This is a genomic window from Enterococcus sp. AZ095b, assembly GCF_051714725.1.
Lineage (GTDB): Bacteria > Bacillota > Bacilli > Lactobacillales > Enterococcaceae > Enterococcus_B > Enterococcus_B pernyi.
In genome coordinates, this window is the sequence record NZ_JBIOSL010000001.1 from 734,597 (window position 1) to 759,916 (window position 25,320).

Here is a 25,320-nt window from a genome sequence, read left to right on the forward strand (position 1 = left end):
TTTTTTTGTTTCTATAAAATAAAAAAGGGGCAAAAAAGGGGCATTATTTTCCATGTTTGTTAAGCACCTCAACCAAATTTGCTTTAGTTTTTTTTGTTACGTGGGTGTATATTTTTAATGTAGTATCTGTGTCGGAATGACCAACTCGTTCCATAATAGCCTTTACAGGAATGTTTAATTCAGCAAGCAAAGATATATGAGAGTGCCTAAAGATATGACTTGATATATTTTTGTTGATCTTTTTCTTTCCCAAATTTTCGTTGGCTTTTTTTAAAGAAGAATTAAACGCATTTAGTTGTATTGGTTTTCCAGTTTTACCAACAAACAAATAATCGGATTTATTGTTATACTTCAAATCTCTTTCAAGTAGTAATTCTTCTATAATTTCTATTGATCTATTTGATAATACGACTTCTCTAAATGAGGATAAAGTTTTGGGTAGTTCCTTAGTAGCATTTTTGTATCCACTAGAGTAATCTAAGGTACCTGTGACTGATATTGTCTGATTATTTCTATTATAGTCGTTCACGGTTAAGCTAATGGCTTCCCCAGCTCTTAAACCTGTCAAATACATAAACTCTGCTAAGCGCCCATGATGAACACTTTGAAAAGTAGAGTAATAATATTCTAATAATAAATAAACTTCTTCTTCTTCAAGATATTTACTTTCTACAGTTTCAAAATTTTCTTTAGTTAAAGAAGGTTTGTAAATTCGAACTCTGTTAATTGGATTATCGGTAACCATCCCCATATCAACAGCATAATTAAATGCCATATTTAGAACGCTTTTGAATTTTTTTTTATATTCAAAAGAGTGTGGGAGCTCATTAATAAAAATTTGGAAAAACTTTGTATCTGCATTGCGAATAAGTACATTAATATTAATGTTAGCAAAAATATATCTTAAAATTTTTTCGTAAGCTTTTGCTGATGTCTTTCTAACAGATGTTTTATGTTGATTCCACCAACTGTTTAAAAGTTCCTCTAATGTTACTTTGTGTTGCGTCTTATTTTCGAATTTATCATTAATTTTTTCTTGTAATTCTATCATAGCTTGTTTTTTTGCTTGATTGGATTTTGATGTTAGGGTAACAGATACACGTTTGAGTTTTTCCGTGTACGGATCCTTATATCTTTCAAAATACTTGTACTTTCCATTCGGCAATTCTTCCATCCACATGACTTCCACTCCCATTTCATGATAAAATAGGCATAACAAATAAGCCTATTGTTTATTTTGTTTGAGCACGCTCTCGCTTTGGTTGGTGGGGCGTGTTTTTTTAAATTAGTTCGTTAGTAAAGATTGTCTATACTCCTCTGCATCAGGAGTCTTGACAAAATCGATTGTAACATCTTTATATTCGAGTAATTTCTTTTCTATCTCGCTTAATGGGACTTTGAAAAACTCTTTTCGATTGTTTATTTTATTAATTCGAAAATCATTAAAATGCCTGTGCAATTCGCTTTCTAGCTGATAAGCTTCATGGCTAAAAATCAGTGCATGGACATCAAACTTAAAAGGAACTGAGGCGCTACTAAGTTCGCTGATCCGTTCTAGTGGCTCTAAGCGTCTGGTTACTCCTATTTTAAATACATCTTCTCCGAAAGCACCAATATTGCTTATTATATACACATACCCTGCATAGGCATGAGCTTTTCTGTAATCGAGCTCTTCTTTCTCGTTTTCTTTTTCTGTCATTTTGGCTTCAAATTCGGCGATTTGTTGTTGGATGTCGAATTTATCATCGGTAGCTGATTTGAGCTTGTTTTCCAATTCCGTTACCATATTTTTGTAATGCGTAATATCTTTATCAATAACTTTTTTCTTGGACTGGATTTCTTTCTGGAACGCTTTTTCTTCTCGTTCAAGCTCTCTTTGCGCTCTGAGTTCTTCTTTTTCCTCTTGCTTTTTTCGTTCATATTCATAGGCTAGATTAAGCTCTTGTAATTTTAAATCAAGATACCCTGGTCTAATTGAAACTCTGACTGATTCATTCATTTTGTTTAGTTGCTCAAAGGACTTCATTATTCTTTTTTCGATCTGTGCTAAGTTGCTGTATTTGACTTTAGTGATTGCAGCTTCGCATTCATTATTAAATGAACGTAAAATTTGTTTAATGTTGTCATTAGTCATCTTCTTCCCTTTTGCAAGACTACCATCGACTGTCCAACTGTCGGAATAGAAAGTCGCCTGTTTTTCTTTTATCATTTGCTTTTGATTATTTCGAATGCCATCTAATTCTGCTTTATACGTCAGGGAAGACGCAAAGTCGTACCGAGGCTTATATAATCCAAAACTCTCTATTTCTATCGTGTCTTCAATAGAAATTATTTCTTGTTCTAAGTTTCTTTTTGTCTTTTCAAGATCAGCAACATTCTCCATAATCTTCTTTTCTTCTTTTTTTGCTGAATCGATTATTGACTTTCTTTCATCTTCCATTTCAATATTCAATATTTCTTTAGCCTCATCGAATAGTTCTTTTTTCTGGCTTCTCAATCTAGAAATTTCTCTGCCTACTTCATCTTTGATCTTTTCCAATCGTTTGATACTTTTCTCTAAATCAACGACTTCATTCTCTAATGCACCTTTTTTTTTGCTTAACAGGTTTACCTCTTCGTTAGTTTTATTTATATCAGCTTTTATTGTTCTAAGCTTTAATAGTTTTCCAAACATCTGTTACCTCCGTTTTTTTAGAATATAAATTTTGTTTTAATCTTTCTTTTGCTACGATAATAACTTCAAATATAAATGATTTATTATTAAAAATCGCATGCTGCTTAGTTGAATTTTTCTCTTAATTGTTTTCTCACCAGTCAAGCTCTTGCTTTAATTTAACCACCTCTCTTCAAATACATAATCATTATTTTTAAATAAATCATATAAATATATAAATGTTATACGAAATATAAATAATTAAAGCGCTTAAAATTATACGTTAAAAAAATACGAGCGTATGTTCTTTACTGACTAAAAAAATAAATAACTCAATTGTTCATCATTTATATGCTGAGTCATAAATTTTTTGACAATCGATTCGTATCTGATATCCAAATCGTAGCTTTCTAAAAAATTAATGGTATTGAATGCTTCCGGTGAAAAATCGGGGTCATGCAAGCGGGTTTCGATCATTTGCTGTATCATAAATTCTTCCGCCTCTTGCTCCATTTTTGATCTTAAAGAAAAGGTTAAATTATATAATTCATAATTCTTCATATGTTTAGCTGCGTGTCCTAGTTCATGCAAGAGAGTAACTTTTTCCTTTCTTTCCGACAACGATGAATCAAGGACTATGGTGTTGATGGCCGCAAGGTAATGACCATCAGCATCCATTTGCTCTGCTTTTTCCACATAAACTACAGAAATATTTAACTGTGAAATTATATCATTGATCTTTGCATCCATTGAACACACCTACTTAGCATCGTTTTTATTTTCAATATATGCTTCGATAATTCCGGTTAAAATTTTCCTGTCATTATCAGTAAGTTCTTTGCCATCGCTACTCATTACAGAAGCCAAAGCTTCTTCAACAGTGAAATGTTTAGGTGCTTCTGTTTTATTTTCTGGACTGTTTGTTCGACCTAAGAGATAATCCACAGACACATTGAAATAGTCAGCCATTTCTTGTAGCTTGTCCGCAGAAGGTTGTTTGCCACTTTTTAATGAATAAAAATAATTTTCGCTATAACCCAAGTCATTTGTCACTTGTCTGATTGTTTTTGAACGATTTTTTGCAAGTTTTTTTATTCTCTCAAAGACTGTCATACCAACGATTCTCCTTGTTTCTTACAAAAAAACAATAAAAAAGTGTAGTTTTTTATTTACAAAAGAAACACTATAGTGTAGTATTGTTCTTGTAAGTTATTTCGATAGAAAAAAAGCAAACTAAAAACAGACCTTTAAAGCATAAGTTTGGCGACCCATTGCGACTATTAGGTGTTTTGTAGGCTTATTTAACTATGACTATATACTACACTATAGTGTAGTTAGTAGTCAATAACTTTTCGAATTAACTTACAAATATTTCTGAAAGGGGAGGTTTGGTTTGCCGGATACAGCAGTAAGCCGTCAAAAGATTCGTGATCACTTCAAGGAGAAAGGAATTTCTCTTGCGAGTGTGGCTACCTTGTTCAATGTTCCAAGACAAGATTTAATTGATTATCTTAATGGAAAGAACCAAAGTAAAAAAGCCCATGAAACTCTTTTGACTATCATTGACATTTATAAGATCAGATAGAAGGAAAGAAAGCAGGTGAGTAACATGCAAATTAAACTAGCAAAAACGATTGAGATTCCTCAGGCATGGATGGCTAAGGATGAAGCGATAATCTACTTTGGCTATCAATTACACAAACCTTTATTTCAAAAGCTGTTGAAAGAATTTAAAGAACACAATGATTTCAAAGAGGGATATCGCTTAGTGACGTATGGCTTGCCAATTATAAATATTCAAATGTTCGATGATTTTCTAATTTGGCGAGATAAGAACAAGTTTAAACGAAAAAGACAAGTCTAGGAGGCGACATAATGAATCAATTACAAGTATTAGGAAAACAAAAAATTGGCAATTTTGAATTTATCGCAATCGAAGGTGGCTTCGGTGAAGGGAAGAAAGCAATGACGGTGAAAGATATTGTGGTTATACACAATACCGATGTAAGAACCATCAATCAAACAATCAATCGAAATAGAAAATGGTTCAAGGATGGTGTAGACATTATTGATTTGAAATCCGCTATCACACAAAGTGATATCGAAAAATACGGCTTCACACAAAATGCTTTTAATGCATCTAAAAATATATACATTTTATCCGAACGAGGCTATACAAAATTGCTGAAAATTCTCGAAGATGACAAAGCTTGGGAAATTTATGACGAATTAGTCGATAACTATTTCTCAATGAGAGAACAAATCAAAATCCCGACATCTACTCGGGAATTAATTCGATTAGCTTTAGCAGGAAACGAAGAAACGAACCAACGGCTAGATGGAATTGACGAACGACTAGTTGACATTGAAGAAAACAAACTGATCACCACGGAAGATAAAGGAACAATCGATCGAGCCGTTCGAAAGAAGGTTTATCAAATCTGCAAGGAACAACATCTGGGACAAAATGCTAAAGGTATGTTGTATCAAGATTTAGGATCGAGCATCAAACAGCTTTTCAACGTTCCGAATCGTGGGCGAATTAAAGATAAAGATTTCCGAAAAGCTTTGAACTTCATTAACAACTGGGAGCCATCATCTTTGACGAAAGAACGTATCAACCAGATTCAAACAGATTTGTTTGATGAATAGTACCGACGAAATTCGTCGGAGCCTATAAGCGCAAGGAGGAAAAAGATATTGCAAATCATATACCCACCATTAGTGGAACAAGCATTTCAGTTTATTACTAGTCAAGGAATCAAAGCAACAAAAGATCAACTTTACAAACAGATGGTAGAAGATGGAATACTGACAGAAACGGGTGGACCAACAAAGAAAGCAATTGATCAAGGGATTGTGGCAGTATATCAACAAAAACACGAAACGTTGAAAGAATTTAAGAAAGAGTATCCGATTTTTAAAGGCTACGGAAGATCAGAATTTACGCAACAAGATGGAATCTGGTATGTCTCACAGAAAATCATTAAAGACGTTCAAGCTATTCTCGATGCAAATGATTGTGACATCGATATATTCAATCAAATTCGAACGTACTTCGATTATCGAAATTACGATGATCCGCATGGAAGTATCGCTGAAATCAAAGGGGTCTATCACCCATTATATACGCCGTACGATGATTCATTATTCGAAATAGTTAACGGAAAAGTTGCTATACCACTTGGCGTGATGGCAGATATTGTTTATCGATGCGAATGCGGTGAGTTAGATGTGGATGCAGACGTGATAGAAGGCTTCAAAAGTCTGCTAGCAAGAATGGAGGGGTGATATGACAAAACAGAAGGAGTTTAAACCAGTTGTCAGGGAGTTTATTATGCAAGCGTCAAAAGCGGACCAAGGCACAAGGGAAAGAATCGCAAATGAAATGCAAGAACAAGTTAGAGAAAATCTTTCACCTGCAGGTCAGAGTTTTGTAGACGATCTTTGCCAGTGGCTAGTGATGCAAGAACCTAACGAACCTATTCAGGAGATGGGGGGGGGAGAAACATGAATAAAAAATGGTTAGCAAATTTAAACCAGAACTTACTTTATCGAATTAGGCAGCTACAGGCAATTGGTTATGCAAGTCTTACACTTAATATCGTTTTACTTCTAACGCTATTTTGGATCATGGGGGTGAGAGGATGAAGGAATTAAAAAGACTAGAGCAACTTTCTTACGACGTAGCGGATTTAATGCCTGCGCTTGGACTAATCCAAAATTATATTAGTTGCCTTCAATTAGAATTAAAACATGCGGAAACAAGCTCCGATCGCTCGCTTATTTTATACAGCCTTGATCAAAACTGTGGATTCGACAATATTAAAGACGTTTTAGTAGCTACAGAAGAGAAACTGGTCCAAATATCTAATGCTTTATTGGATCATAACGAATCTTGGAAACAAAAAGAGCTTACCCCAGTTACCGCTGAAGTAAGCCAATAAAAAAAATTCATAACTAAGGAGATTTTAACATGTCTGGTCCAGAAAAGAAAGTTGAAAATAGCATTAAGAAATATTTGGATAAACTAGGGGCTTACTATTTGAAAGTTCATGGATCCATGTATCAACCAGCTGGCACACCAGACATATTAGCTTGTGTCAATGGACGATTCATCGGTATAGAAGTGAAGCGACCAGGTGGTGGAACGGTTAGTGCCCTTCAAAAAAGCAAACTAAACAAAATAGAAAATGCAGGAGGTGTGGCTATTGTCGCAAGAAGCGTGGAAGATGTATCCACAGTGCTCAAACGCAGAAATGTTATATAAGTTTCAAAAGCAGTTAGTCGATAGCGCTGATCCTAATTTCTTGTATGCAGCAGATACAGGAACTGGAAAAACAATCATGGCTATTCATCATTACTTGAAACACAGCAACGGTGAGCCGATTTTATTAATAGCTCCACCACAAAAATTAAAAGAAGGTGGGTGGCGGAGAGACATTCAAGCCGTCTGTGACTTCTATAAAATCGAGATTCAATTTTCTGAAATGAGTTATGGGAAATTAGCTGACTTATACAAGATGTATAAAGGTTGGTTTGTAATATTTGATGAAGCACACTACATCAAAAATCCAACGTCTCAACGTGGAAAAGCTGCAGCAAAGTTGGCTAAACAATCAAATCATTTTGTATTGTTGACGGCCACGCCAGCAAGTAATGGTTGGGAAGACACGTACAACTATTTCATTATGTTTGGCTATTTCAAATCAAAAAAAGAAATGAACGATCGGTATGCAAAATGGGGCACGATGTATCTAGGAAATCGGCGGATTCCAAAAATTGAAGGATGGATCAATGAGGACCAGTTACATGATAAATATCATTCGTTCACTGTGTCTATTTCAAAAGATGAAGCTCTGGATTTGCCACCATTGCTTTTTGAGGACGTGAAATTTATGCGGTCATCTAATTATGACAAAGTGGCCAAGCAACGAGTGTTAGGTGCCGAAGAGTTTGATACACCTTCAAAACTGGCACATGGCTTGCGGTACTATGCGAATCAAAAAGATAAGTTAGACTATGCCGAAATGCTTTGTGAAGGAACTGAGAACAATATAGTCATTTTTTACTACTATCAAAAAGAGATTGATGCTTTAAAGAAAAAAATCAAAAATAAACAATTCTTTGAAGTGAGCGGAAAGGTCTCTCATTTGCCTTCTAAGAGTTCTTGGAGCGAGGTGAAGAATAGTGTAACTTTTGTCCAATACATGGCTGGTAGTGCAGGGATTGAGCTACAGTACGCAAATACAGTCATTTTCTATACACCCACCTATTCTTATCAAGATTACAGTCAAGCGTTAGGACGAGCTTATCGAAATGGTCAAACGAAGAAAGTAACAGTCTATCGTTTCATTACACAACGAACGATCGAGCAAGCTGTTTACGAGGCGTTAGAGAACAAGCAAGATTTTTCAGAAGAACTCTATATGAGTACAAGAATTGGAGAGTGAGTGAGACATGGATCTTTCAACAGTTGAAACACAAGTGATTCTACAAGAATTGGCCAAAAGAGAGGAAGTTCAAACCTATGACATTGGTCAATATCAAAACCATCAAGTTTCTATCGAATCTAAATTCAATGGAAAACGAGAAAAAATTGAACTTCCTGAAAATGGCCAAGTGTTAATTATTTCGTTGCCAAACTAAATCGCCGTTTTCTAAGTGCGCTAAGCCTTCATCTAACGCATAGAAAATAAATACGTTTTTGGCAGTAGTTATAGCTGCTTCTGAAGCATTCTTTGAATAAAGATAATCAGTCAAGCTATCCATAGAGCCTACTTTGCTAGGAAATGCTTTGTCTACAGCAACATCTTTGGCTAGATCACCAATCGCATGATCTACATTTTCAAATTGCTTCAACCATTTTTTAAAGCTCATAGTATTCACCTCTTTCATTTAAGAGTATATCACAGCAAAACTGGAGGAAAATTATGTTTGGAGTACAAAAACAAGACACAAACGTCACTGAAAAACGAACACAATATGTGGGCGGTTCCGATGTACCAGTCATTCTTGGTCTATCAAAATATAAAACACAATTTGAGTTGGCCAAAGAAAAAGCTGGACTTGTTCAGCCCGATAAAAGCAGCAATCCTTATATCCAATTCGGTAACAAGATGGAACCACTTATCCGTGATTATATCAACACAATGAACAGCTTAAATTTTTATCCGGATACTTTTATTAATAAAGATGACATGATTCGATCGAATGTTGACGGTATTGATTTAGAAAACAAAATGTTGCTAGAAATTAAAACACATGGAGCTAATCCAACTGAAAAAGTATATGAGGCTCAAATGCAGTTGTATTTCCATCAAACCGGTTGTGATTACGGATGGTTGGCTATGTATCAACGTCCAAAAGATTTTGATCTGGAATTTGATCGTGAAAATCTGGTTATCAAAGAAATTGAACGTGATCAAGGTTATATTGAAAAGATTCTGGATTCAATTGAGACTTTCTGGATCCGATTAGAGTACTTGAAAGAAAAGCCAGACATGAACGAAACAGAATATTATTCCATTGGAAATGATATAGATAAATTAGTTGCACGAGTTGAACGATTTGAATTGCAAATGTTGGAGTTTGAAGAGAAAGCAAAAATAATAAAAGCCCAGCAAAAAGATTTTCGAGATCAGCTTTATCAAAAAATGGAAGAGAACGATATTAAAAAAATTGATACAGGCGATATCGTCATTACACGAGTGCTTCCAGCTGTACGTAAATCTGTTGATAGCACCAAATTGAAAAAGGAACAACCAGATATTTATGAGCAATACCTGAAAGAATATACTACAAAAGGATCTATCAGAATTAAAGAAAAGGAAGTGGCAAAATGATCAGACCATTACAAAAAAACAACAAAATTCTACGCAACAACTCGTGAAGAGGCAGAAACAGAAATCGCCAAAATGCTTGATGAAACAAAGGGATCTATTTTGAAACAAAATATTGTGGCGAAAAACCATAAAGATTTTGGTGACTATTACGAAGCACAAGTAACAGAAGAATTTGCACGCAGTAAAGAAATTGTAGAAGGAGGCTTTCTAGCATGAGTCACTTTAAAGTAGGCCAAAAAGTAAAACTTATTGCGAAAAATGATGGTGGATTGAGCGCTGAAGTCGGAGCGATTGGAAGAATTGAGGAACTGACTACGGATCCAGAATATCCAATCGATGTTTTCTGGTACCAAACAGAAGACAGCGAAGCCGTTCATCCCAGTGAAATTATAACTTTTGAGGAGGAGAACAAATGAGTATTCTACCACCAAACAAACCACAAGTTCCGAAAGATACACCACGAAATTTCTTTATCTGGGGTCCAACTATGGGAGGTAAATCTTTCTTAGCATCACAGTTTCCCAATCCCCTAGTATTTAATACAGATGGAAATGCTGAAGCAAACACTGTTCCTTCGGTTCAGCTGAGAAACATCAAAGATACAAATGGGAAAATAAAGCGTTCGGTAATCGATCAGTTAGACAAGTTAATCACTGCCTTACAAACAGAGAAGCATACCTATGAAACGGTGGTTTTGGATGTAATAGACGATATTGTTGTTATGATCGAGCAATACATTTGTGACAAAGAAGATGTTGAAACGCTTGGAGATATTCCTTATGGAAAAGGATACGCAGCATTTACGAATATTTTTCAGCAGTTAGTTATCGAACTAAAGTCATTGCCGATGAATGTGATTTACATTTCCCGAAATGCTACAAAGATGGAGGGACAAACAGAGATCGATATTCCTTCATTGAAAGAAAAACACCAAAACATCGTGAATGGAAATTGTGACTTATCGATTCAATGCAAAAAAGTTGGCAAAAACTATATTCGTGTGGCAAAAGCACGGCGAAAAGATTATATGCGGGAGCAGGTAGATGACAAATTGATCTTAACTATATTAGACACGATCACTGGTGTATTTGGCCGTTCACCAAAAACTACCAAAAAAGTCCAAGATGACATTGTAAAAGAAATTGAGAAAAAAGAAGATATTCTAGTCACTTCAGAAACAAAAGAAAATCCCAGTGAAGAGGTTGTTCAATCAGCTGAACCAACTGGCAAAGCTAAACCAGGAGCAAGAAAAACAGCTCCGGTTAATCAAACGACATCTAAGACTCAACCAGCCACAACCACACAAAAAGCACAGCGAATCAAACCAAAAGTCTAATAAAAAAAATATATTGAAAAGAGGAATTTAACATGGGATTAAAAGATTTAGCAAATGAAATTTTAGCAGGATTCGATCCAAAAACAGACGATCCAAACGCAGGCGGCAACCAAGGTCTTGCTGATGGTGAATACGATGTAACCTTGGCCAATGTTGAACACAAAGTTTTTCAAAGCGGTTGGGAAGCATTATCTTTTGAAAATGAAGTAACTGTCGGAGAAGTAGCTGGCCAAAAAGAATTTATCAACTTAGGGTTCGACACAGCCAAAGTTCCAGAATTTGTTCTCCAAAAAAATATCAAGATTGTGGCCAAACTGGCTTCTGTAATTGGACTGCAACTGACCGATGATGACTGGGAAGATGAAACAACCATGGCTGCTGCATTTAAAGACGGCGTTGGTAGTCAATTTATTTTAGAAGTGAAGTCTACACAAAATAAAAAGGACCCATCCCGACCATATAAAAATTATGATTTTATTGCATATGATGATCCAGCTGATCAGCCGATTGATCGTTCGGGATCGATTGACATCTCAGATGAAGACCTTCCATTCTAAATTTTAAGGAGCTATGCCAATGTTTACTTTTTACTGGCTGTATAGGAATAAGAATAGCGATAATTGGCTAGCAGTGTTTAAAACGGATAAAAAAATTGAATCAGCTAATAATCGAGAGAGCCTTAAAAAAGCTCTCTCAGCTGTTCATTATCTAGTTGGCTATGGCAATTATCAAGAGAGTGATAAATTTTTAGCCAAGGTACTGACAGACGGAAAAAGCACGTACCTTCAAGAGTATCTTTCAATTGATTTAATGCAGGAAGCCAGAAATTGTACGATTGAAGAAATTGCTTTTAATTTGAACATGGATATATCTGCTAAGAATAAGGAAGAATTTTGCCAAAAACGAATTGCAGTTTTAGAACAAGTTTTTGATTTTAGAGAAGAATATCTAGAAACCAAGTTTGAGATTGTCAAAGAATTTAATTTGCCAGCCCGTTCTTTGAGGAAAACGAGAGCCAATCTTGCTGCAGAAATATTGAAGGCGAAAAAGACACCTAAACGACCGAATGTGCTGATGTATAGCTATGATCGCTATGTACCAAAGTTTGAACTTCCTGAGCGATTACTTTCCTTTTATGATAAAATCCGCACCACTTATCAAAACACAATGGAAGAAAAGCTCAAAAAAGAAAAGTTCAAGATGACGTTGGCCAACATGACCCACGTGTATGGATTCGGTGGACTTCATGCGGCAAAAGAGAAATACAAAGGGGAAGGAACATTTTTGCTGATTGATGTAAAGCAATTCTTTCCATCTATTATAAGAAATAATAATTTTTTGAGTGTGGCCATAAAGAATCCGAAAGCTTTTGATCATTTGTATCAAAAGAAAGTTGAAACGGAAAATTTGACCTATAAAACGTTGATCAATGCCGTTAACGGCTCAATGAACAATCCGTTTTCAGCTATGTTTGACCCTCAGAAATATTTTTCAGTAACAATTAGCGGTCAATTGATCATTACCCATTTAATACTGGTACTTGAAAATTTTTATGAGGAACTAGTACAAACAAACACCGATGGTATTCTGATCAAAATTAATCCAATCATGGAACCGATCATCCGAGAATTACTTGATCTGTGGTGCCAGCAATTGCATTTAACTGTTTCAGTTCATTCCTATCAGAAAGTGTTTCAAAAAGATGTGAACAATTATGTCTTTATAAAAAAAGATGGATCGATGGTCAAACGAGGTATTTTTTCTGAAGCGACGTACGAGTCCTCGCAAATACCAGTGATCACTCGCGGTATCTTTGAATCAGTAGTTAATGGAGTAAAACCACAGGAATTTGTGTTACAAGCATTCAAAAAGGCAGCTATATCTGATTACTTTTTCGTCGGAAAAATGCACAAGGAATACGAAGGAATTGAACAACAGGTTTCCGGGAAGTATGTGCCAATGAATCAAACCGTTTGCGGTATTGCCACAACAAACGAGAAATATGGCGGCGTATTTCAAGTGAAGAATGATCTTCATTCCAAGCTGCCGGGATCACCGCCAAAATTTCTAAGTTATGAGAAAGTAACAAAAAAAGACTTGGACGTAGCATGGTACATTGAACAAATTGAAAAAAACTCATTTTAGAAAGTAGAAAAGGCGGTGGGAAAACAGTGTGCTTAAATATATAAAACTTGAACCAGGGCAAAAAAAGCCTGATCAAAAAAGCCTAGAAGACTTCTACACAGATCTTTCTAAATTGAATGATGCTGCAATCTTATTGAATCCAGAAACAGTCGTTGTTGATTTTGATGAGTATCCAGAGATTGGTTTTAAGCTATTAGAGAAATATCCAACGTTAGCTTTTGAAACAAAGCGTGGATTGCATCTCTATTACAGAAGACCCATTCAAATAAATGGTAAAAAAGTTCTTCTGCGAAATTGGACCAAGAAACTAACTGTTTCTGGCGCACTCGTTGATTATAAAACAGGAAATAATACCACCGGTACGATCAAGCAAAATGGTCGACTAAGAAAAATGCACGGCAATTTAGACATGTTCGATGATCTACCAACATTACCCTTAGAATTGTTGCCTAGTCGATTAAAAAATGTTTTGACTAATATGAAAGAAGGCTCACGAAACAGTTCGTTGTACGCTCATCTTCTAACCGTACGGGAAATGTACGAAATTGATTATGACACCTTGACCAAAATTGCTCATTTCATCAATGAAGAAGTGTACGCCGATCCACTTCCTGAGACGGATGTTTCAGGATTAGTGAACTCAGTAAGTGAAAAAGAAATTCGCGAGCAGCTCTATTTGGATCCAAAAGACATGATTACGACTAGTGAAGCACTTGCGGATGATCTAGGTATCAAATTTTTCAACGGATCGACCTTCCATAAAGAAAATAACTGCTGGATAAACGATCAAAATAAATTACTCAGACAGATAGATCAGCGAATCAAATTAAAGCCAAACAACTGGAAACAGCTGCTGGATTTATTCAAAGTAAAGGGTGAACTCATTGAAACGCATGATTTTCCCATTCAGTTTAGAAACAATTTTATGCTCGATGGTGCGGATATCATTCCTATGGCAACAAAAGAATTCACTCCTTACTTCTTGGATGTGGAATATGATCCAGATGCTTACGACAAAACAGTGGATGACTTCTTAGATTTCTTATCTTCAAATAAAAAAGACTTACGAAATGTCATCGAAGAAATGCTTGGTCATATTTTAATGACGGTTGGCTTTCCACATAAAGTTTTCTTCTTGGTGGGTTCTTCCGGAGCAAATGGAAAATCAACGTTTCTTGAGATGTTAAATTCATTCATCGGTGATCTAGGTCTTAACCTTGCACTAGAACAATTTAACGATCAAACATCCGTAATGGAATTGGAAGGGAAACTGGTGAATGTTGGGGACGATATCGATGCTGGGTACATGGAAAAATCAATGAACTTCAAAACTTTGGCTTCTGGAAACACGATCATGGTCCGCCCCATCTATTCGAAGCCTTACAAATTAAAAAATAAAGCAACGCTAATTTTTACAGCAAATGAAATGCCGACGTTCAAAGATAAGTCTGGTGGGATTGCTCGTCGGGTGGTAGTGATTCCCTGTGAGAATAAAGTAACAAAAGCAGATCCTAAAATAGATGAGAAACTTTCCACAGACAATGCCAAGTCATATCTACTAAACGTTGCACTGAATGCAATGGAACGCATCAATAATAATGGGGGACAGCTTTCCTCCTCCGAAACCGTCGCGAAAGTGACAGAAGAGTATTTTGTGGAAAGCGATACGATTTTAGGGTTCATTAATCAAGGATCAATCGATGAAAACATGACTACAAAAGCCGTGTACGAAGAATATCTGCGATTCTGCGAAGAATCAGGAGCAAAGCCATACTCACAAACCAAATTTACGCAGCGACTTAAATCTATGGGATATGAAAAAAAAGAAAGGAGAATGATGGGAAGAAAACATTTCTTCTATAAATATGTAGTGAATGAAGCGTCCACACTTTAGTTAAACGTCCACACTTTGTCCACACTTTTTTTATGAAAGTATGGACGGGTCAATCCTTTGATACAAAAGGGGTTGAAGTATGTTGTCCATACTGTCTATACTTTTTTCTTTTACTTATAAAAAAAAGAAAGAATATATTAATAATAATATATATATAGTATATGGACTGAAAAAGTGTGGACAGTGTGGAAAAATCGATGTAACTCATGTGGCAGTAAGGATAAACACGTCCACACTTTAGTTTTTAAAGTATGGACAAAGTATGGACGTCCACACTTTTACAAATAAAAAATTAAAAAGAAGGTGATTCATCATTTATGAATGGGTAAATTCGATAATTGATATTGATGAGGAATTACTTGAACTAAAGATTGATTTGAAAATCAATAAAAGAGAACTTCATCGCTGGTCAAACTATTCAGATGGTGATGATGGGGACCTTGCAAAACATCAAAAGTTTTTGACAGCTTTACAAAAACAAAAGCATTTAAAAGGAGTGGTTGAACGATTGAATGATCGAATTGAACGATTAGAAAAAGAACGGAAAGAAATCATTGAATTAATTGATCAATTCAATGGATTAAACAATCGCATTCTAAAATTGAAATATGTGGAAGGTCTGACACTAGAATCAGTTGCCGAAAAGACTGGATATACCTATCAATATATAAGAAGCAGACACGCGGACATCATGAAGATGATACGATTTAGCAAAAATGTATAATACGTTGTCAACACAGATTCAACAGACGTATTGATTTTTACGTGTTATTCTAATATTGTCGAAAAATATGAAAGACAGCACAACTTTTTGAAGCGAGGTGGATCATCTCATTTCAGAATTCGCTCGTGCTGTCTTTTTGTTTTGGAGGAAATCAATGGAAAAGCTTTGTGAGGATGAAGTAAGATGGATGATCAGAAAGTACAAGATAGAGACGCGCAAGCAATACAAGCGACATTTGTTGTTACAACGATTGATCAAATCGTATCTTCCGTATAGAACTGTGTATACTAGTCCTTCACTTAGAATGTGCGAAATTAACTTGGACGTTACAGAGTCTTTTTATCATTGCCTGAGGAGGGAACCAAAATGAAACAAGTGCTTGATCGAATCAAGAAACTGTTAAGAAGTAAAGGTGCAGTATTGACCGCATAATTTTATGAAACAAAACTTAACCAGCAAAGAATGTGAGGTGGTGTGTAATGTGAAAAAGTGGGAACTAGCATACATAGATTATCAAAGCGGCATGAAGTACAAAGACATAGCCGCTAAATACGATGTATCTATCAATACAGTTAAGTCTTGGAAGTCTAGAAAATGGAATGGTTTTCCTGAAAAAAAGGGTGCAACAAAAAAAGAAAAGGTTGCACACAAAAAAGAGGTTCATCCAGTAATAGATAATAATGATCTGACAGAGCAACAAAAACTGTTTTGTCTTTATTATCTACAAAGCTTCAATGCTACTAAGGCATATCAACAGGCTTATGGATGCGATTATAAAACAGCCAATGTCAACGGAAGCCGTCTGCTAGTAAATGCTAGTGTAAAGGCAGAATTGCACCGATTAAAAGCTGAACTGCAAAAGGATATATTTGTTGATGTACAAGATGTTATAGCGGAATATATTAAGCAGGCTTATTCTGACATAGCCGATTATAGCGATTTTGGAACGGAGGATCATTTACTCTTTGATGAGAACGGAAATCCTGCAATTGATGAAGAAACAGGTGAACAGAAAGTCGCTAAAATTTCTTATGTTAGATTGAAAAATAGTGAAGAAGTAGATGGCACACTTATTCAAGAGGTCAAAAAAGGCAAAGATGGTGTTTCTGTCAAACTTTATGACAAACAAAAAGCTATGTCTGAACTACTGAAGTTCTTCGCCGTTGATGAATTGAAACAAGCGCAGATTCGCAAAGTTCAATCTGAGGCTGATATTATCGAAAATAAAGCATCTAAGCTGGTGTTAAATGAAAAAGAACAGAGTAAAGTACAAGGCCTTATTGATATCGGCCAATCACTTATTGGTCCAATAAAGAAAGATGAGGAGAGTGATGCAGATGAGCCAGTTGAAACTATCGACTAAGCAAAAAGAGAATATTTTCCAATCGCTCAAGGGAATTCGGATGGAATTGAATGAGGGAACGATTCGTTCTGGTAAGACGATGTCAGATGCGCAGAAAATGGCGTTGATCTATGCAGGACATCCTGACACCAATCATCTTGTACTTGCTTATAACCAAGAACAAGCTTACAGAATGTTTATGGATTGTGAAGGATTCGGACTGGAACATATCTTTGCCAGCTGTGCTGAGATTCGACACGATGAACATGGAGATCATTTATGGATCAATCTATCAGAGGGAGAAAAGCGGATCTATTATAAAGGTGGCGGAAAAGTAAATGCTGTCGGCGCTATCACTGGTATGTCATTTGGAACAGTCACTTTTTTGGAATTCAACCTGCTTAACAAAGCGGTCATAGAGGAGGCTTTTCGTCGGACTAAAGCTTCTAGCTTTCGTTATCATCTCGCTGAACAGAATCCGCCAGCACCAAATCATCCGAACCTAGAAACTCTTAAACCTTTTATAGAAACTGGGTCTTTTAAGTTTCGTCATTGGCGACCACAAGATAATCCTATTTTAACGAAACAAGCTTTGAAAGAATGGGAAGCGGAATGTAAAGTCTCCGAGTATCTTTACAAACGAGATTGGCTAGGTGATCGTGTGATGCCTGAAGGTGTGATCTATTCAATGTTTAACGAAGATACTCATCTGTCGAAGGGAATCATCGGCAAGCCTGTAGAAGCATTCTTTAGTGCAGACGGCGGACAAAGTGATGCAACTACCTGCTCCTTAAACCTTGTTACATGGAAAGACGGAAAGTATAATCTCTATCGAATGGCCAACTTCTATCATAGTGGTGCCGACACGGGTGTCACGAAAGCGATGAGTGAGTATGCCAAGGAAATTAAGCAGTTTAAAGAATGGTGTTATAAAGAGTGGTCATGGCTACCTAAGCATTCAAAATTCTTTGTCGATCCAGCCTGTAAGTCATTGAGTGAGGAATTACGTGTGTTAGGAATCGTCACAACAAAAGCAGACAACAACTCAAAAGACAAAGTAACCAGCAATGGCACTAAAATTGAAATAGGTATCGAACGTATGCAAAGCGCCTTGTCAAAAGGACGCTTTTTTCTTTACGATCATGATGGCAAGTATGGTCACTATCATTTCATCAAGGAATTAGGAATGTACGTTCGGAATGATTCTGGCTACCCAGTGGATAAAAACAATCATGCATTAGACGAATGTCGTTATGCGATTAATTACTTTACGAAACGCTATGTTCTTTAGCAGGAGGTGATCGGGTGTCATTTTGGCAAGCAATAAAAAGAGTTTTTGGAAAGGGGGCGGTTGCAATAGGAGCGAAAAAAGAGCTTCAAAGTATTTTAGATCATCCAAAGATTCAAATGAGTCGTGAAGAATATGATCGTATTCAAAACAGCTTGCTTTATTACCAAGGGTACACGCATTGTAATTCTGATCAGAGAGCAAAGGCGAATATCAATATGGCCCGCAAGGTTGCTTCTGAGTATGCGAAGGTAATGTTCAATGAACAGGCAGAAATCACGATCGGAAAAGATAATAAATCAAAAAAATATGATGAAGCCAGTGCTTGGATAGAGTCTGTGTTTCAACATAACGACTTCAAGCGTAATCTCAGTAAGTATCTTGAACCAGCAATGGCGCTTGGGGGCTTAGTTGTGCGACCTTATTTCAATGACCAATCAGGACAAATTGAGTTCTCATGGGCACTGCCTGACGCATTTTACCCATTGGAGAGTAGCACCAATAAAATCAGTCAGTGTGCGATTGCGTTTAAAACCATCAAAACTGAAGGCTCCAAAACATTCTTTTACACGCTACTTGAGTTTCACCAGTGGATCGACGGAGAATATTGGGTGCTCAATGAGCTTTATGAAAGTGAAAAATATAATGTTTTAGGAATGCAGGTATCGTTGGACACTTTGGAACAATATGCAGAGTTGGATCCAGCGAGGCATGGGGAAGAAATTGAACGCCCTATCTTCTCTTATTTCAAGCCAGCTGGTTTTAACAATATCAACCCATATTCGCCACTTGGTGTTGGTGTGTACGATAACTGTAAACGAACACTTGATCGACTAAACAAAGCGTTGGATGCGTTTGATCATGAAATTGATGTGGGAAAACGGCGAGTTGCTGTTCCTGAATCGATGCTGGATGGTGTGCCCAACAAAGAGACTGGAAATATTGATTTGACCTTTGACCCAAACGATGATTTCTATGTGGTTATTCCCGGATCTAAACCAGATGATTTTAAGATTACGGATTTAACTCATGAAATTCGAACAGAACAATACATTGGAGCAATCAATCATCGGTTACGTCTTCTAGAAATGGAAGTGGGACTTTCGACTGGTACGTTCGTTTTCGATGGTGCCGGGGTACGTACGACGAATAAGACGGCAACTGAGGTAATCAGCGAGAACTCGCAAACATATCAATCGAGGAACCAGCAAACAACCGAATTAGAGGAATTCATTCGGGATGTTGTACTAGCGTTGTGTGAGTTAGGCCGGGCCACAGAAGTTGATGGGAAACCACTATTTAGTGGTGAATCTCCAAATCGTGAAGAGATCGGTGTGAACTTTGATGATGGCATCTTCTTAGATAAAAAGTCAGAATCTGATTATTATCGTGAACTGAAAAATGATGGGCTGATTCCCGGATGGTTAACTTTAGCCAAAATAATGAAGTTGCCTGAAAGTAAGGCAAAAGATCTTTACCGACAAGCGCAATTAGATGTAGTTGATGAGACTACTGGTAAAATACGAGATTCTGGATACGAAGACTTCGAGGAGTGATTGAATGGCCATTACACCTAACCAGTTAGATATTGAGGCTTCTTATATTCAAGATGCTTATATGGCGATGGAAGATGAGATCATGAGGATGCTTGTCAAGCATTTGAAAATGCCAACTCGAATGCCTTTGAATGAGGACAATGCTTTTCATTGGAAAATTGAAAAGATGTATCAATTAAATTTATTGAATCAACAATCTTTGCAGCAATTGGTCAATGAAACAAGTCAGTATTCTTATGATCAGCTACGTAAAATCATCGTGGATATGGGGTTTGAAGTCATTTCAGATCTTGACAAAAACTTATCTCAACAAACTGGAAAAGAACCGCCATCACGAACTGAGATTGACAATGTGATGGAGTCGTATCTTAATCAGCAATGGCGAGATCTTGACAATCATGTCAATCAAACGCTGATCGACACTAATTATCCGAATAATCCACTGGCTAAGATGTATCAACAAGTTTTAAACGATACTGCGGCCAAAATCATTGGCGGCACTAAAACGCCACAACTGGCGCTTAGAGAATCGATCTATGCGATGGTGGAAAAAGGGGTGATGACGACCTTTGTCGACAAGGCAGGGCGTGAATGGAGCCTTGAGCGCTACGTTCGGATGGTTTTGAAAACCACAACGCATCGAGTCTATCAGGATCTGCGACTTAAGCGAGGGTTAGAGCATGGAATTGTCACAGCGCTAATGAGTAGCCATATGGCTGCACGACCACACTGTGCCCATATCCAAGGCGGATGGGTCTTGCTTGTCCGTAAAGAGGATGCGCCGGAAGAATTACGTCATATTTCATCGATCTATGATTATGGATACGGTGAGCCTGACGGAACCCAAGGTATTAATTGTCGACATCGATTGTACATCCAAATCTATGATCCGGATCTTGATATTCACATGAAGCAATATGATCCAAAACAAGCGATTGACAATGCGGACTTGGTTGCCAAGCAACGCCGCATGGAAGTCGCTATTCGACGTGCTAAGCGGCAATTGAACGCAGCAACGACAATGGACAACAAAGAAGATGTTCTGCACTTCAAAAAACTGGTCAGACGACGTCAAGCAGCACTGCGTACTTTTATCAATGAGCATGATCAATTGTTACGCCGGGATTATTCGAGAGAGCAAGTATATTCATAAAAGGAGGAAGCATGGTTGAAGGATTAAAGCAAATTGGTCTTGCTTTGAAGTTTGAGGATTTTGGTTTGTTTAGTCTAGCTTGCTAGGCTTTTATTTTGTCCTGAATATGACATTAAACTGTTTATCTACCGAGTGAGCGGTATAACTCACACTCTAAACTGGTACCAACCAGAATAAAAAGGAACGGAGAATGAATCATGGAATGGATCAAAGAAATTTTATCAAAACACGTCGGAGAGGATGGGAAGTTTGATCTAGACGGAGCGACAAAAGAAATAAAATCAGAATTTCCGAAAAATGCTGTGCCTAAAGCTGATTTTAATGATAAGTCTCAAAAGCTAAAAACGGCAAACGAAGATTTAACCGCCGCAAATGCGCTTGTTGAGCAGTTGAAAGCATCGAACAGTGGAAATGAAGATCTGCAAAAACAAATTGATGACTATAAAAATCAGTTAGAAACCGTAACCGCTGAAAGACTAGCAGATCGTAAGAACGCTGCGATCGAATTAGCTTTAACACAAGCTGGAGCTAAGAACATTACAGCTGTGAAAGCTTTGTTGAAGGCAGATGAATTGGAAATGACTGACGAAGGGGTCAAGGGATTAGATGATAAAGTAGCCTCACTAAAAAAAGATGAAGGCTATTTGTTTCAATCAAGCGATCCTGCACCACAGCCAAAGAAAAAGCAGTTTGTGGCTGCTGGTAATACAGGTGGTGGTGAGCCACCTAAAGAAAAAAGCTGGAAAGATAATTTAGCAGAGAATATTGCAAGAACAAAAAATAATTAGGAGAGTGGTTTAAATGCCAGTAATTTTAGACAGTAAAGATTTAGCGAAAATCGACAAGGAATTTGCAGCTGAGTCGCAAGTATGGGAAGTATTGACCCAAGGGGCAAAAGATATCACGGAAGCTGATTTTGTGGGTACTCACGAAGTACGTGTAAATGAAATGCAAGGATTTACGGCTGCCGATTATAAGCGGAATAAAGAAAACGAACGGAACAATATCTCCGTTGAGAAATCAACTTTAAAATTGGAAAAGGAACGTTGGATGGGCTACGACATGGATCGCTTAGATCAATCGGAAAATGCAGCTTATCAAGTAGGTGCTGTCATTGAAGAGCACACTCGATTGGTTACGATTCCTGAGAAAGATCAAACCGCTGTTGCACGTTTACTTGAAGCCGGATTTGATACTTCTGATAATGTTTACAAAGGAAAAACGGTCAAAGAAACAATCACTAAATCTAATATTTTAGATAGCTTCGACGATGCTGAAGCGTACATGACTGACACAGAAGTCATTGGTCAGTTTGTGGCATTTATGTCTAGTGATGCCTACAAAGCATTGAAGAATGCAGATGGCGTTTCTAAAACTTTTACCACCAACACTGTTCAATTTAATGGTATCGATCGTCGTGTCGAGATGCTTGATGGCACGAACATCATCATCCAAAAGGTTGCTAAAAATCGGTTGCAGGTCGATGAAGACAAGCATATTAATTTCATTATGACACCTATCACCGTTGCTAAGCCAATCGAGAAGTACAATACGATTGATTTGGTCCCTGCTGACCAGGATCGTGGCGGTTACCGTGACACCATCAAAGGGTTGGATTATTACGATTGCTTGGTACTTAAGAAAGCACGTCCAGCAATCTATATCTCTTATGATGACCCAAAAGCATGACCCCGGAAGAACCGGGGAAGTCTGGGGTAGAAGGTAAATCATTTGTCATCGATGACATGAAAGTTGATGAGCTTAGAGCTGAGTTAAATCGTCTTGGCATTGAGTATCCATCAACTGCCAAGAAACCAGAATTAATTGAGCTGTTAAAAGAGAGTGAATAACCACTCTCTTTTTTCATGGAGGTGAAACCATGGAACGAATAAGACGTAAGCCGTTGAATGAAATCTTTGACGATCAGGAAAGCATCGAGCCATGTGGCTACTTGTCTCTTAAAGAGTATAAACGCTTGGTGGATAAAGAAACAGAACTGACTGAAAAAGATTTCCGAAAGTTTCTGAGAAAAGCTAGTGCATTGTTGGACATCCAAACGAGACGTTTTTATCAGAGGAATGATCTCGAGTCAGATATTCCGATGCGGCGCGATGCATTCAAGTTGGCTGTTGCTTATCAAATTGAGTACATGCATGAGGCTGAGGCCACTACAACGTTCGGCATGCAAGAGCCTGACAGCTGGTCCATTGGTCGGATGAGTGTTTCTAAAAGCAAAGGTGGTTCGTCATCGACAAACGAAGTATCCCTGCTTTCTGGGGACGCTATGCTGCAGTTATCTGGCACAGGCCTGTTATATCGTGGGGTGAGTCGATGAGAATGCCACCAAAACGTTTTTTCCCTCATGCAATGATCTATCGGAAGAAAATTGGTGTAACCCCAAGAGGTGAGCCTATTCTTGAGGATGAGCTTGTCATTGAGCATGTCCGCTTTGATGACACAGTCAAGTTTGAGCCGAGGGATGTCGATGGGAAAGTACAAACGCCCAATGCATTGATTTCTATGGTGAAGAAATACACTGGACCATTACCAGAATTTTCAGTTGCAGACCAAATTGAGATCTTTGGCAAACATTACACTATCGCAAAAGTTGTACCGCTGAATGCTGATTCACCTGATCCTTTCGGCTATGAAATTGAGGTGGTCTGATGAGTGGGATCAAGATTGACATTGATCTAGGTGGTGTCCGATCAAAGCTTAGTGAAGATAACTTGGGGCTTGGTCAGTTGAACATGGCCAACCGGATGCTACAAACCATGAACGAAAATGTGGTGCCATGGGACACGATGCATTTGCGTGACACTGGCCAAGTATCTGGTCGGGGAAGTCAGCTGATATTTGATGCGCCATATGCAGGTCCGCAGTATTATGGCGGCCGAAAGCATCCAGTAACTGGTGTATGGATCCCATTTGTCAATAAGCAGCCCGGAACCGGTCCATTTTGGGATGAAGCAGCGAAACCCTTATTCATGAGTGATTGGTTACAGGCATTTAAGATTGGAGCGAAACTATAATGGATTTTATAGATCGGCTACAGGAAGTAGCCAGTAAAATCGATGTGCCGGTGATTATCCAAGCCATCGATCAGGAGGAGTCAATTCGGTTGGTACCACTACCGGGAGGCCGAACAGTCAAATCGTACATGAATGGGGACAAGGTCAAGGAATTGCCGTTTGAATTTCGGTTCAAGACCCAAAACTTTTCTGGCGACCGTGTCATCTATCAGCTTTCTGAGATTTTAGAAAATGTGAAATCTATCCCATCTGAAGATGGTTCTTATCAATTCATGGCTTTGACAATTTCCAATGAACCCTTTTTGCTTGGTCAAGACGATAAAAAGTTCTTCTATTATCGATTAGTCGTCCAAGCAAAACTCTATTTTAAAAATAAATCACAGGAGAGTGAAGACTAAATGAAAAATGTAAACAGTGAACGTGGTCATTTTATTGCGCCATTTACGAATATCGCTACACCACCAACAGAAGCTGCGTGGGTAGAATTGGCAGATGGAATTGAAGACATTTCTGATGCGACAACGGAAACAACAGAGGAAAAAGCTTACTACAACGGCGTGAAAACAAACATGGTCAATAGTGTATCTGGAGCTTATAACGTATCTGGTGACTATGATTCTGAAGATAAAGCACAAAAAATTATTGCAGACATGAAGTATAAAACCGGCATTGGTCGTAAAGTTTGGCATCGTGTTGTCAGTGCTGACAAGACAAAACAATGGACTGGACATGCGACAGTGACGGACATTGTGGCTGGATCTGGTGCAGCGGATGCAACGGAAGATTTTTCTTGTACAATTACCTTCGATGCAACACCGACGGAAGGTGTTCCGGGATCCGGTGGTAATAACGCAGATGTGTCTTTGAATTCTGCACCAACAAACACTAAAGCAAACAAGAAAGAAGAGACTAAGTAAGAGGAGCGATTATCGCTTCTCTTTTTTACATACCAACGAATGGAGGAAACAAACATGGTAAAAATCCAAGTGAAAAAAACACAACTACCAATTGAGATTGGCGAACACACATTTTATATTGATACATCCGAAAAAGGAGCAGAAGCCTTTTGGAAATTAGTTTCAAATTATGCGACAAAGTCTGCAAAGATCACTGAAAAACTGGAAAAAGAGATGATCAAACCGGAAACAGCTGACAGGAAGGCGCATGAAGAATTAGAAAAAGTGATGGATCAGCTTTTAGGAGATGGCGCATTTAACAAGTTGTTTAAGCTTTCGCCTGACTACACATTGATCTCTGAGTACTACATGGAGATTTGTTCCGCAGTAGGAGAAGAGCTTGGCGGACGAAAAAAACAATTCTTCGATAAAATGCAGCGTTACTTAGAAGGATAG

At 37.5% G+C, this 25,320-nt stretch carries 34 protein-coding genes; 29 read left to right on the forward strand and 5 right to left on the reverse strand.

Annotated elements, in window-relative coordinates:
- Positions 1–43: 43 nt before the first annotated feature.
- From IGJ99_RS03430 to IGJ99_RS03445, 4 genes are all read right to left on the reverse strand, one after another.
- Positions 44–1,180 (reverse strand): tyrosine-type recombinase/integrase, encoded by a 1,137-nt coding sequence (locus IGJ99_RS03430; RefSeq protein WP_438770587.1) that lies wholly within the window; start codon positions 1,178–1,180, stop codon positions 44–46.
- Positions 1,181–1,285: 105 nt separating this feature from the next.
- Positions 1,286–2,674, reverse strand: coding sequence for a DUF4041 domain-containing protein (locus IGJ99_RS03435; protein ID WP_438770589.1), 1,389 nt, complete (start codon positions 2,672–2,674; stop codon positions 1,286–1,288).
- Between the two features lie 294 nt (positions 2,675–2,968).
- The gene (locus tag IGJ99_RS03440; protein WP_438770591.1) at positions 2,969–3,403 is read right to left on the reverse strand and encodes an ImmA/IrrE family metallo-endopeptidase; all 435 of its coding nucleotides are present in this window, start codon (positions 3,401–3,403) and stop codon (positions 2,969–2,971) included.
- A 9-nt stretch (positions 3,404–3,412) separates the two neighbouring features.
- Positions 3,413–3,766 carry a helix-turn-helix domain-containing protein gene (locus tag IGJ99_RS03445; RefSeq protein ID WP_438770593.1) on the reverse strand — a complete coding sequence of 118 codons (354 nt, stop codon included), beginning with the start codon at positions 3,764–3,766 and terminating at the stop codon, positions 3,413–3,415.
- 280 nt (positions 3,767–4,046) lie between these two features.
- Here IGJ99_RS03445 and IGJ99_RS03450 point away from each other — a divergent pair, with 280 nt between their 5' ends.
- The 9 genes from IGJ99_RS03450 to IGJ99_RS03490 all read left to right on the forward strand — a co-directional run bounded on the left by IGJ99_RS03450 (position 4,047) and on the right by IGJ99_RS03490 (position 8,302).
- Entirely contained in the window at positions 4,047–4,238 is a 192-nt protein-coding gene (locus tag IGJ99_RS03450; RefSeq protein ID WP_438770595.1) for a hypothetical protein, read from the forward strand.
- A 24-nt stretch (positions 4,239–4,262) separates the two neighbouring features.
- Positions 4,263–4,517, forward strand: a complete 255-nt coding sequence (locus IGJ99_RS03455) for a hypothetical protein (protein ID WP_438770597.1) — start codon at positions 4,263–4,265, stop codon at positions 4,515–4,517.
- A gap of 11 nt (positions 4,518–4,528) precedes the next feature.
- Positions 4,529–5,305: an ORF6C domain-containing protein gene (locus tag IGJ99_RS03460; protein ID WP_438770599.1), complete on the forward strand. Its 777-nt coding sequence runs from the start codon at positions 4,529–4,531 to the stop codon at positions 5,303–5,305.
- Positions 5,306–5,353: 48 nt separating this feature from the next.
- On the forward strand, positions 5,354–5,944 hold the full coding sequence (locus IGJ99_RS03465; protein ID WP_438770601.1) for a hypothetical protein: 591 nt from the start codon (positions 5,354–5,356) through the stop codon (positions 5,942–5,944).
- A gap of 1 nt (position 5,945) precedes the next feature.
- Positions 5,946–6,167: a hypothetical protein gene (locus tag IGJ99_RS03470; protein ID WP_438770603.1), complete on the forward strand. Its 222-nt coding sequence runs from the start codon at positions 5,946–5,948 to the stop codon at positions 6,165–6,167.
- Between the two features lie 133 nt (positions 6,168–6,300).
- Complete coding sequence (locus tag IGJ99_RS03475) at positions 6,301–6,600, forward strand: hypothetical protein (RefSeq protein ID WP_438770605.1); 300 nt, start codon at positions 6,301–6,303, stop codon at positions 6,598–6,600.
- Positions 6,601–6,629: 29 nt separating this feature from the next.
- On the forward strand, positions 6,630–6,923 hold the full coding sequence (locus tag IGJ99_RS03480; RefSeq protein WP_438770607.1) for a VRR-NUC domain-containing protein: 294 nt from the start codon (positions 6,630–6,632) through the stop codon (positions 6,921–6,923).
- Positions 6,913–8,106 carry an SNF2-related protein gene (locus tag IGJ99_RS03485; protein WP_438770609.1) on the forward strand — a complete coding sequence of 398 codons (1,194 nt, stop codon included), beginning with the start codon at positions 6,913–6,915 and terminating at the stop codon, positions 8,104–8,106. Before IGJ99_RS03480 ends, IGJ99_RS03485 begins: the two co-directional genes overlap by 11 nt.
- Positions 8,107–8,113: 7 nt before the next feature.
- Positions 8,114–8,302 carry a hypothetical protein gene (locus IGJ99_RS03490; protein WP_271525007.1) on the forward strand — a complete coding sequence of 63 codons (189 nt, stop codon included), beginning with the start codon at positions 8,114–8,116 and terminating at the stop codon, positions 8,300–8,302.
- Here IGJ99_RS03490 and IGJ99_RS03495 read toward each other — a convergent pair.
- Complete coding sequence (locus IGJ99_RS03495) at positions 8,279–8,533, reverse strand: YozE family protein (protein ID WP_271525009.1); 255 nt, start codon at positions 8,531–8,533, stop codon at positions 8,279–8,281. The two genes, IGJ99_RS03490 and IGJ99_RS03495, sit on opposite strands and share 24 nt — an antisense overlap.
- Before the next feature lie 53 nt (positions 8,534–8,586).
- Between IGJ99_RS03495 and IGJ99_RS03500 the strand changes: the two genes are divergently transcribed.
- The 20 genes from IGJ99_RS03500 to IGJ99_RS03595 all read left to right on the forward strand — a co-directional run bounded on the left by IGJ99_RS03500 (position 8,587) and on the right by IGJ99_RS03595 (position 25,320).
- Positions 8,587–9,498, forward strand: a complete 912-nt coding sequence (locus tag IGJ99_RS03500; RefSeq protein ID WP_438770611.1) for a lambda-exonuclease family protein — start codon at positions 8,587–8,589, stop codon at positions 9,496–9,498.
- 212 nt (positions 9,499–9,710) lie between these two features.
- Positions 9,711–9,914, forward strand: coding sequence for a hypothetical protein (locus IGJ99_RS03505; protein ID WP_153830045.1), 204 nt, complete (start codon positions 9,711–9,713; stop codon positions 9,912–9,914).
- On the forward strand, positions 9,911–10,834 hold the full coding sequence (locus IGJ99_RS03510; RefSeq protein WP_153830046.1) for an AAA family ATPase: 924 nt from the start codon (positions 9,911–9,913) through the stop codon (positions 10,832–10,834). Before IGJ99_RS03505 ends, IGJ99_RS03510 begins: the two co-directional genes overlap by 4 nt.
- 32 nt (positions 10,835–10,866) lie before the next feature.
- On the forward strand, positions 10,867–11,391 hold the full coding sequence (locus IGJ99_RS03515; RefSeq protein ID WP_271525020.1) for a hypothetical protein: 525 nt from the start codon (positions 10,867–10,869) through the stop codon (positions 11,389–11,391).
- Between the two features lie 19 nt (positions 11,392–11,410).
- Positions 11,411–12,979 carry a hypothetical protein gene (locus IGJ99_RS03520; protein ID WP_438770614.1) on the forward strand — a complete coding sequence of 523 codons (1,569 nt, stop codon included), beginning with the start codon at positions 11,411–11,413 and terminating at the stop codon, positions 12,977–12,979.
- Positions 12,980–13,007: 28 nt separating this feature from the next.
- Positions 13,008–14,873: a phage/plasmid primase, P4 family gene (locus IGJ99_RS03525; RefSeq protein ID WP_438770616.1), complete on the forward strand. Its 1,866-nt coding sequence runs from the start codon at positions 13,008–13,010 to the stop codon at positions 14,871–14,873.
- Between the two features lie 370 nt (positions 14,874–15,243).
- Complete coding sequence (locus IGJ99_RS03530) at positions 15,244–15,597, forward strand: sigma-70 family RNA polymerase sigma factor (protein ID WP_438770912.1); 354 nt, start codon at positions 15,244–15,246, stop codon at positions 15,595–15,597.
- Between the two features lie 481 nt (positions 15,598–16,078).
- A complete protein-coding gene (locus IGJ99_RS03535; RefSeq protein ID WP_438770618.1) occupies positions 16,079–16,960 on the forward strand; it encodes a terminase small subunit in 882 nt (293 codons plus the stop codon).
- On the forward strand, positions 16,935–18,230 hold the full coding sequence (locus tag IGJ99_RS03540; protein WP_438770620.1) for a PBSX family phage terminase large subunit: 1,296 nt from the start codon (positions 16,935–16,937) through the stop codon (positions 18,228–18,230). The genes IGJ99_RS03535 and IGJ99_RS03540 overlap by 26 nt, the downstream gene beginning before the upstream one ends.
- 14 nt (positions 18,231–18,244) lie before the next feature.
- On the forward strand, positions 18,245–19,783 hold the full coding sequence (locus IGJ99_RS03545) for a phage portal protein (protein WP_438748828.1): 1,539 nt from the start codon (positions 18,245–18,247) through the stop codon (positions 19,781–19,783).
- Between the two features lie 4 nt (positions 19,784–19,787).
- Positions 19,788–20,936 carry a phage minor capsid protein gene (locus IGJ99_RS03550; RefSeq protein WP_438748826.1) on the forward strand — a complete coding sequence of 383 codons (1,149 nt, stop codon included), beginning with the start codon at positions 19,788–19,790 and terminating at the stop codon, positions 20,934–20,936.
- A 197-nt stretch (positions 20,937–21,133) separates the two neighbouring features.
- The gene (locus tag IGJ99_RS03555) at positions 21,134–21,724 is read left to right on the forward strand and encodes a phage scaffolding protein (RefSeq protein WP_010733985.1); all 591 of its coding nucleotides are present in this window, start codon (positions 21,134–21,136) and stop codon (positions 21,722–21,724) included.
- A 13-nt stretch (positions 21,725–21,737) separates the two neighbouring features.
- Positions 21,738–22,625, forward strand: coding sequence for a capsid protein (locus IGJ99_RS03560; RefSeq protein WP_206855069.1), 888 nt, complete (start codon positions 21,738–21,740; stop codon positions 22,623–22,625).
- Complete coding sequence (locus IGJ99_RS03565; protein ID WP_430607886.1) at positions 22,622–22,786, forward strand: HeH/LEM domain-containing protein; 165 nt, start codon at positions 22,622–22,624, stop codon at positions 22,784–22,786. Before IGJ99_RS03560 ends, IGJ99_RS03565 begins: the two co-directional genes overlap by 4 nt.
- Positions 22,787–22,815: 29 nt before the next feature.
- Positions 22,816–23,271: a hypothetical protein gene (locus tag IGJ99_RS03570; protein WP_206855064.1), complete on the forward strand. Its 456-nt coding sequence runs from the start codon at positions 22,816–22,818 to the stop codon at positions 23,269–23,271.
- On the forward strand, positions 23,268–23,603 hold the full coding sequence (locus tag IGJ99_RS03575; RefSeq protein ID WP_206855061.1) for a putative minor capsid protein: 336 nt from the start codon (positions 23,268–23,270) through the stop codon (positions 23,601–23,603). Before IGJ99_RS03570 ends, IGJ99_RS03575 begins: the two co-directional genes overlap by 4 nt.
- Complete coding sequence (locus IGJ99_RS03580) at positions 23,603–23,968, forward strand: minor capsid protein (protein ID WP_206855059.1); 366 nt, start codon at positions 23,603–23,605, stop codon at positions 23,966–23,968. Before IGJ99_RS03575 ends, IGJ99_RS03580 begins: the two co-directional genes overlap by 1 nt.
- The gene (locus IGJ99_RS03585) at positions 23,968–24,366 is read left to right on the forward strand and encodes a phage tail terminator protein (RefSeq protein WP_430607883.1); all 399 of its coding nucleotides are present in this window, start codon (positions 23,968–23,970) and stop codon (positions 24,364–24,366) included. Before IGJ99_RS03580 ends, IGJ99_RS03585 begins: the two co-directional genes overlap by 1 nt.
- Positions 24,367–24,885 carry a phage tail tube protein gene (locus IGJ99_RS03590; protein WP_023520360.1) on the forward strand — a complete coding sequence of 173 codons (519 nt, stop codon included), beginning with the start codon at positions 24,367–24,369 and terminating at the stop codon, positions 24,883–24,885.
- A gap of 54 nt (positions 24,886–24,939) precedes the next feature.
- Positions 24,940–25,320, forward strand: coding sequence for a hypothetical protein (locus IGJ99_RS03595; RefSeq protein WP_242543245.1), 381 nt, complete (start codon positions 24,940–24,942; stop codon positions 25,318–25,320).

Bases quoted from the DNA above. Each gene is read 5' to 3' on its own strand.
- IGJ99_RS03570 (WP_206855064.1), top strand. From the start codon at position 22,816: ATGGAACGAATAAGACGTAAGCCGTTGAATGAAATCTTTGACGATCAG.
- IGJ99_RS03580 (WP_206855059.1), top strand. From the start codon at position 23,603: ATGAGTGGGATCAAGATTGACATTGATCTAGGTGGTGTCCGATCAAAG.
- IGJ99_RS03505 (WP_153830045.1), top strand. From the start codon at position 9,711: ATGAGTCACTTTAAAGTAGGCCAAAAAGTAAAACTTATTGCGAAAAAT.
- IGJ99_RS03585 (WP_430607883.1), top strand. From the start codon at position 23,968: ATGGATTTTATAGATCGGCTACAGGAAGTAGCCAGTAAAATCGATGTG.
- IGJ99_RS03495 (WP_271525009.1), bottom strand. From the start codon at position 8,533: ATGAGCTTTAAAAAATGGTTGAAGCAATTTGAAAATGTAGATCATGCG.
- IGJ99_RS03460 (WP_438770599.1), top strand. From the start codon at position 4,529: ATGAATCAATTACAAGTATTAGGAAAACAAAAAATTGGCAATTTTGAA.
- IGJ99_RS03560 (WP_206855069.1), top strand. From the start codon at position 21,738: ATGCCAGTAATTTTAGACAGTAAAGATTTAGCGAAAATCGACAAGGAA.
- IGJ99_RS03440 (WP_438770591.1), bottom strand. From the start codon at position 3,403: ATGGATGCAAAGATCAATGATATAATTTCACAGTTAAATATTTCTGTA.
- IGJ99_RS03565 (WP_430607886.1), top strand. From the start codon at position 22,622: ATGACCCCGGAAGAACCGGGGAAGTCTGGGGTAGAAGGTAAATCATTT.
- IGJ99_RS03520 (WP_438770614.1), top strand. From the start codon at position 11,411: ATGTTTACTTTTTACTGGCTGTATAGGAATAAGAATAGCGATAATTGG.
- IGJ99_RS03470 (WP_438770603.1), top strand. From the start codon at position 5,946: ATGACAAAACAGAAGGAGTTTAAACCAGTTGTCAGGGAGTTTATTATG.
- IGJ99_RS03590 (WP_023520360.1), top strand. From the start codon at position 24,367: ATGAAAAATGTAAACAGTGAACGTGGTCATTTTATTGCGCCATTTACG.
- IGJ99_RS03510 (WP_153830046.1), top strand. From the start codon at position 9,911: ATGAGTATTCTACCACCAAACAAACCACAAGTTCCGAAAGATACACCA.
- IGJ99_RS03555 (WP_010733985.1), top strand. From the start codon at position 21,134: ATGGAATGGATCAAAGAAATTTTATCAAAACACGTCGGAGAGGATGGG.
- IGJ99_RS03480 (WP_438770607.1), top strand. From the start codon at position 6,630: ATGTCTGGTCCAGAAAAGAAAGTTGAAAATAGCATTAAGAAATATTTG.
- IGJ99_RS03515 (WP_271525020.1), top strand. From the start codon at position 10,867: ATGGGATTAAAAGATTTAGCAAATGAAATTTTAGCAGGATTCGATCCA.
- IGJ99_RS03445 (WP_438770593.1), bottom strand. From the start codon at position 3,766: ATGACAGTCTTTGAGAGAATAAAAAAACTTGCAAAAAATCGTTCAAAA.
- IGJ99_RS03455 (WP_438770597.1), top strand. From the start codon at position 4,263: ATGCAAATTAAACTAGCAAAAACGATTGAGATTCCTCAGGCATGGATG.
- IGJ99_RS03595 (WP_242543245.1), top strand. From the start codon at position 24,940: ATGGTAAAAATCCAAGTGAAAAAAACACAACTACCAATTGAGATTGGC.
- IGJ99_RS03430 (WP_438770587.1), bottom strand. From the start codon at position 1,180: ATGTGGATGGAAGAATTGCCGAATGGAAAGTACAAGTATTTTGAAAGA.
- IGJ99_RS03435 (WP_438770589.1), bottom strand. From the start codon at position 2,674: ATGTTTGGAAAACTATTAAAGCTTAGAACAATAAAAGCTGATATAAAT.
- IGJ99_RS03500 (WP_438770611.1), top strand. From the start codon at position 8,587: ATGTTTGGAGTACAAAAACAAGACACAAACGTCACTGAAAAACGAACA.
- IGJ99_RS03485 (WP_438770609.1), top strand. From the start codon at position 6,913: ATGTTATATAAGTTTCAAAAGCAGTTAGTCGATAGCGCTGATCCTAAT.
- IGJ99_RS03540 (WP_438770620.1), top strand. From the start codon at position 16,935: ATGAGCCAGTTGAAACTATCGACTAAGCAAAAAGAGAATATTTTCCAA.
- IGJ99_RS03575 (WP_206855061.1), top strand. From the start codon at position 23,268: ATGAGAATGCCACCAAAACGTTTTTTCCCTCATGCAATGATCTATCGG.
- IGJ99_RS03550 (WP_438748826.1), top strand. From the start codon at position 19,788: ATGGCCATTACACCTAACCAGTTAGATATTGAGGCTTCTTATATTCAA.
- IGJ99_RS03475 (WP_438770605.1), top strand. From the start codon at position 6,301: ATGAAGGAATTAAAAAGACTAGAGCAACTTTCTTACGACGTAGCGGAT.
- IGJ99_RS03490 (WP_271525007.1), top strand. From the start codon at position 8,114: ATGGATCTTTCAACAGTTGAAACACAAGTGATTCTACAAGAATTGGCC.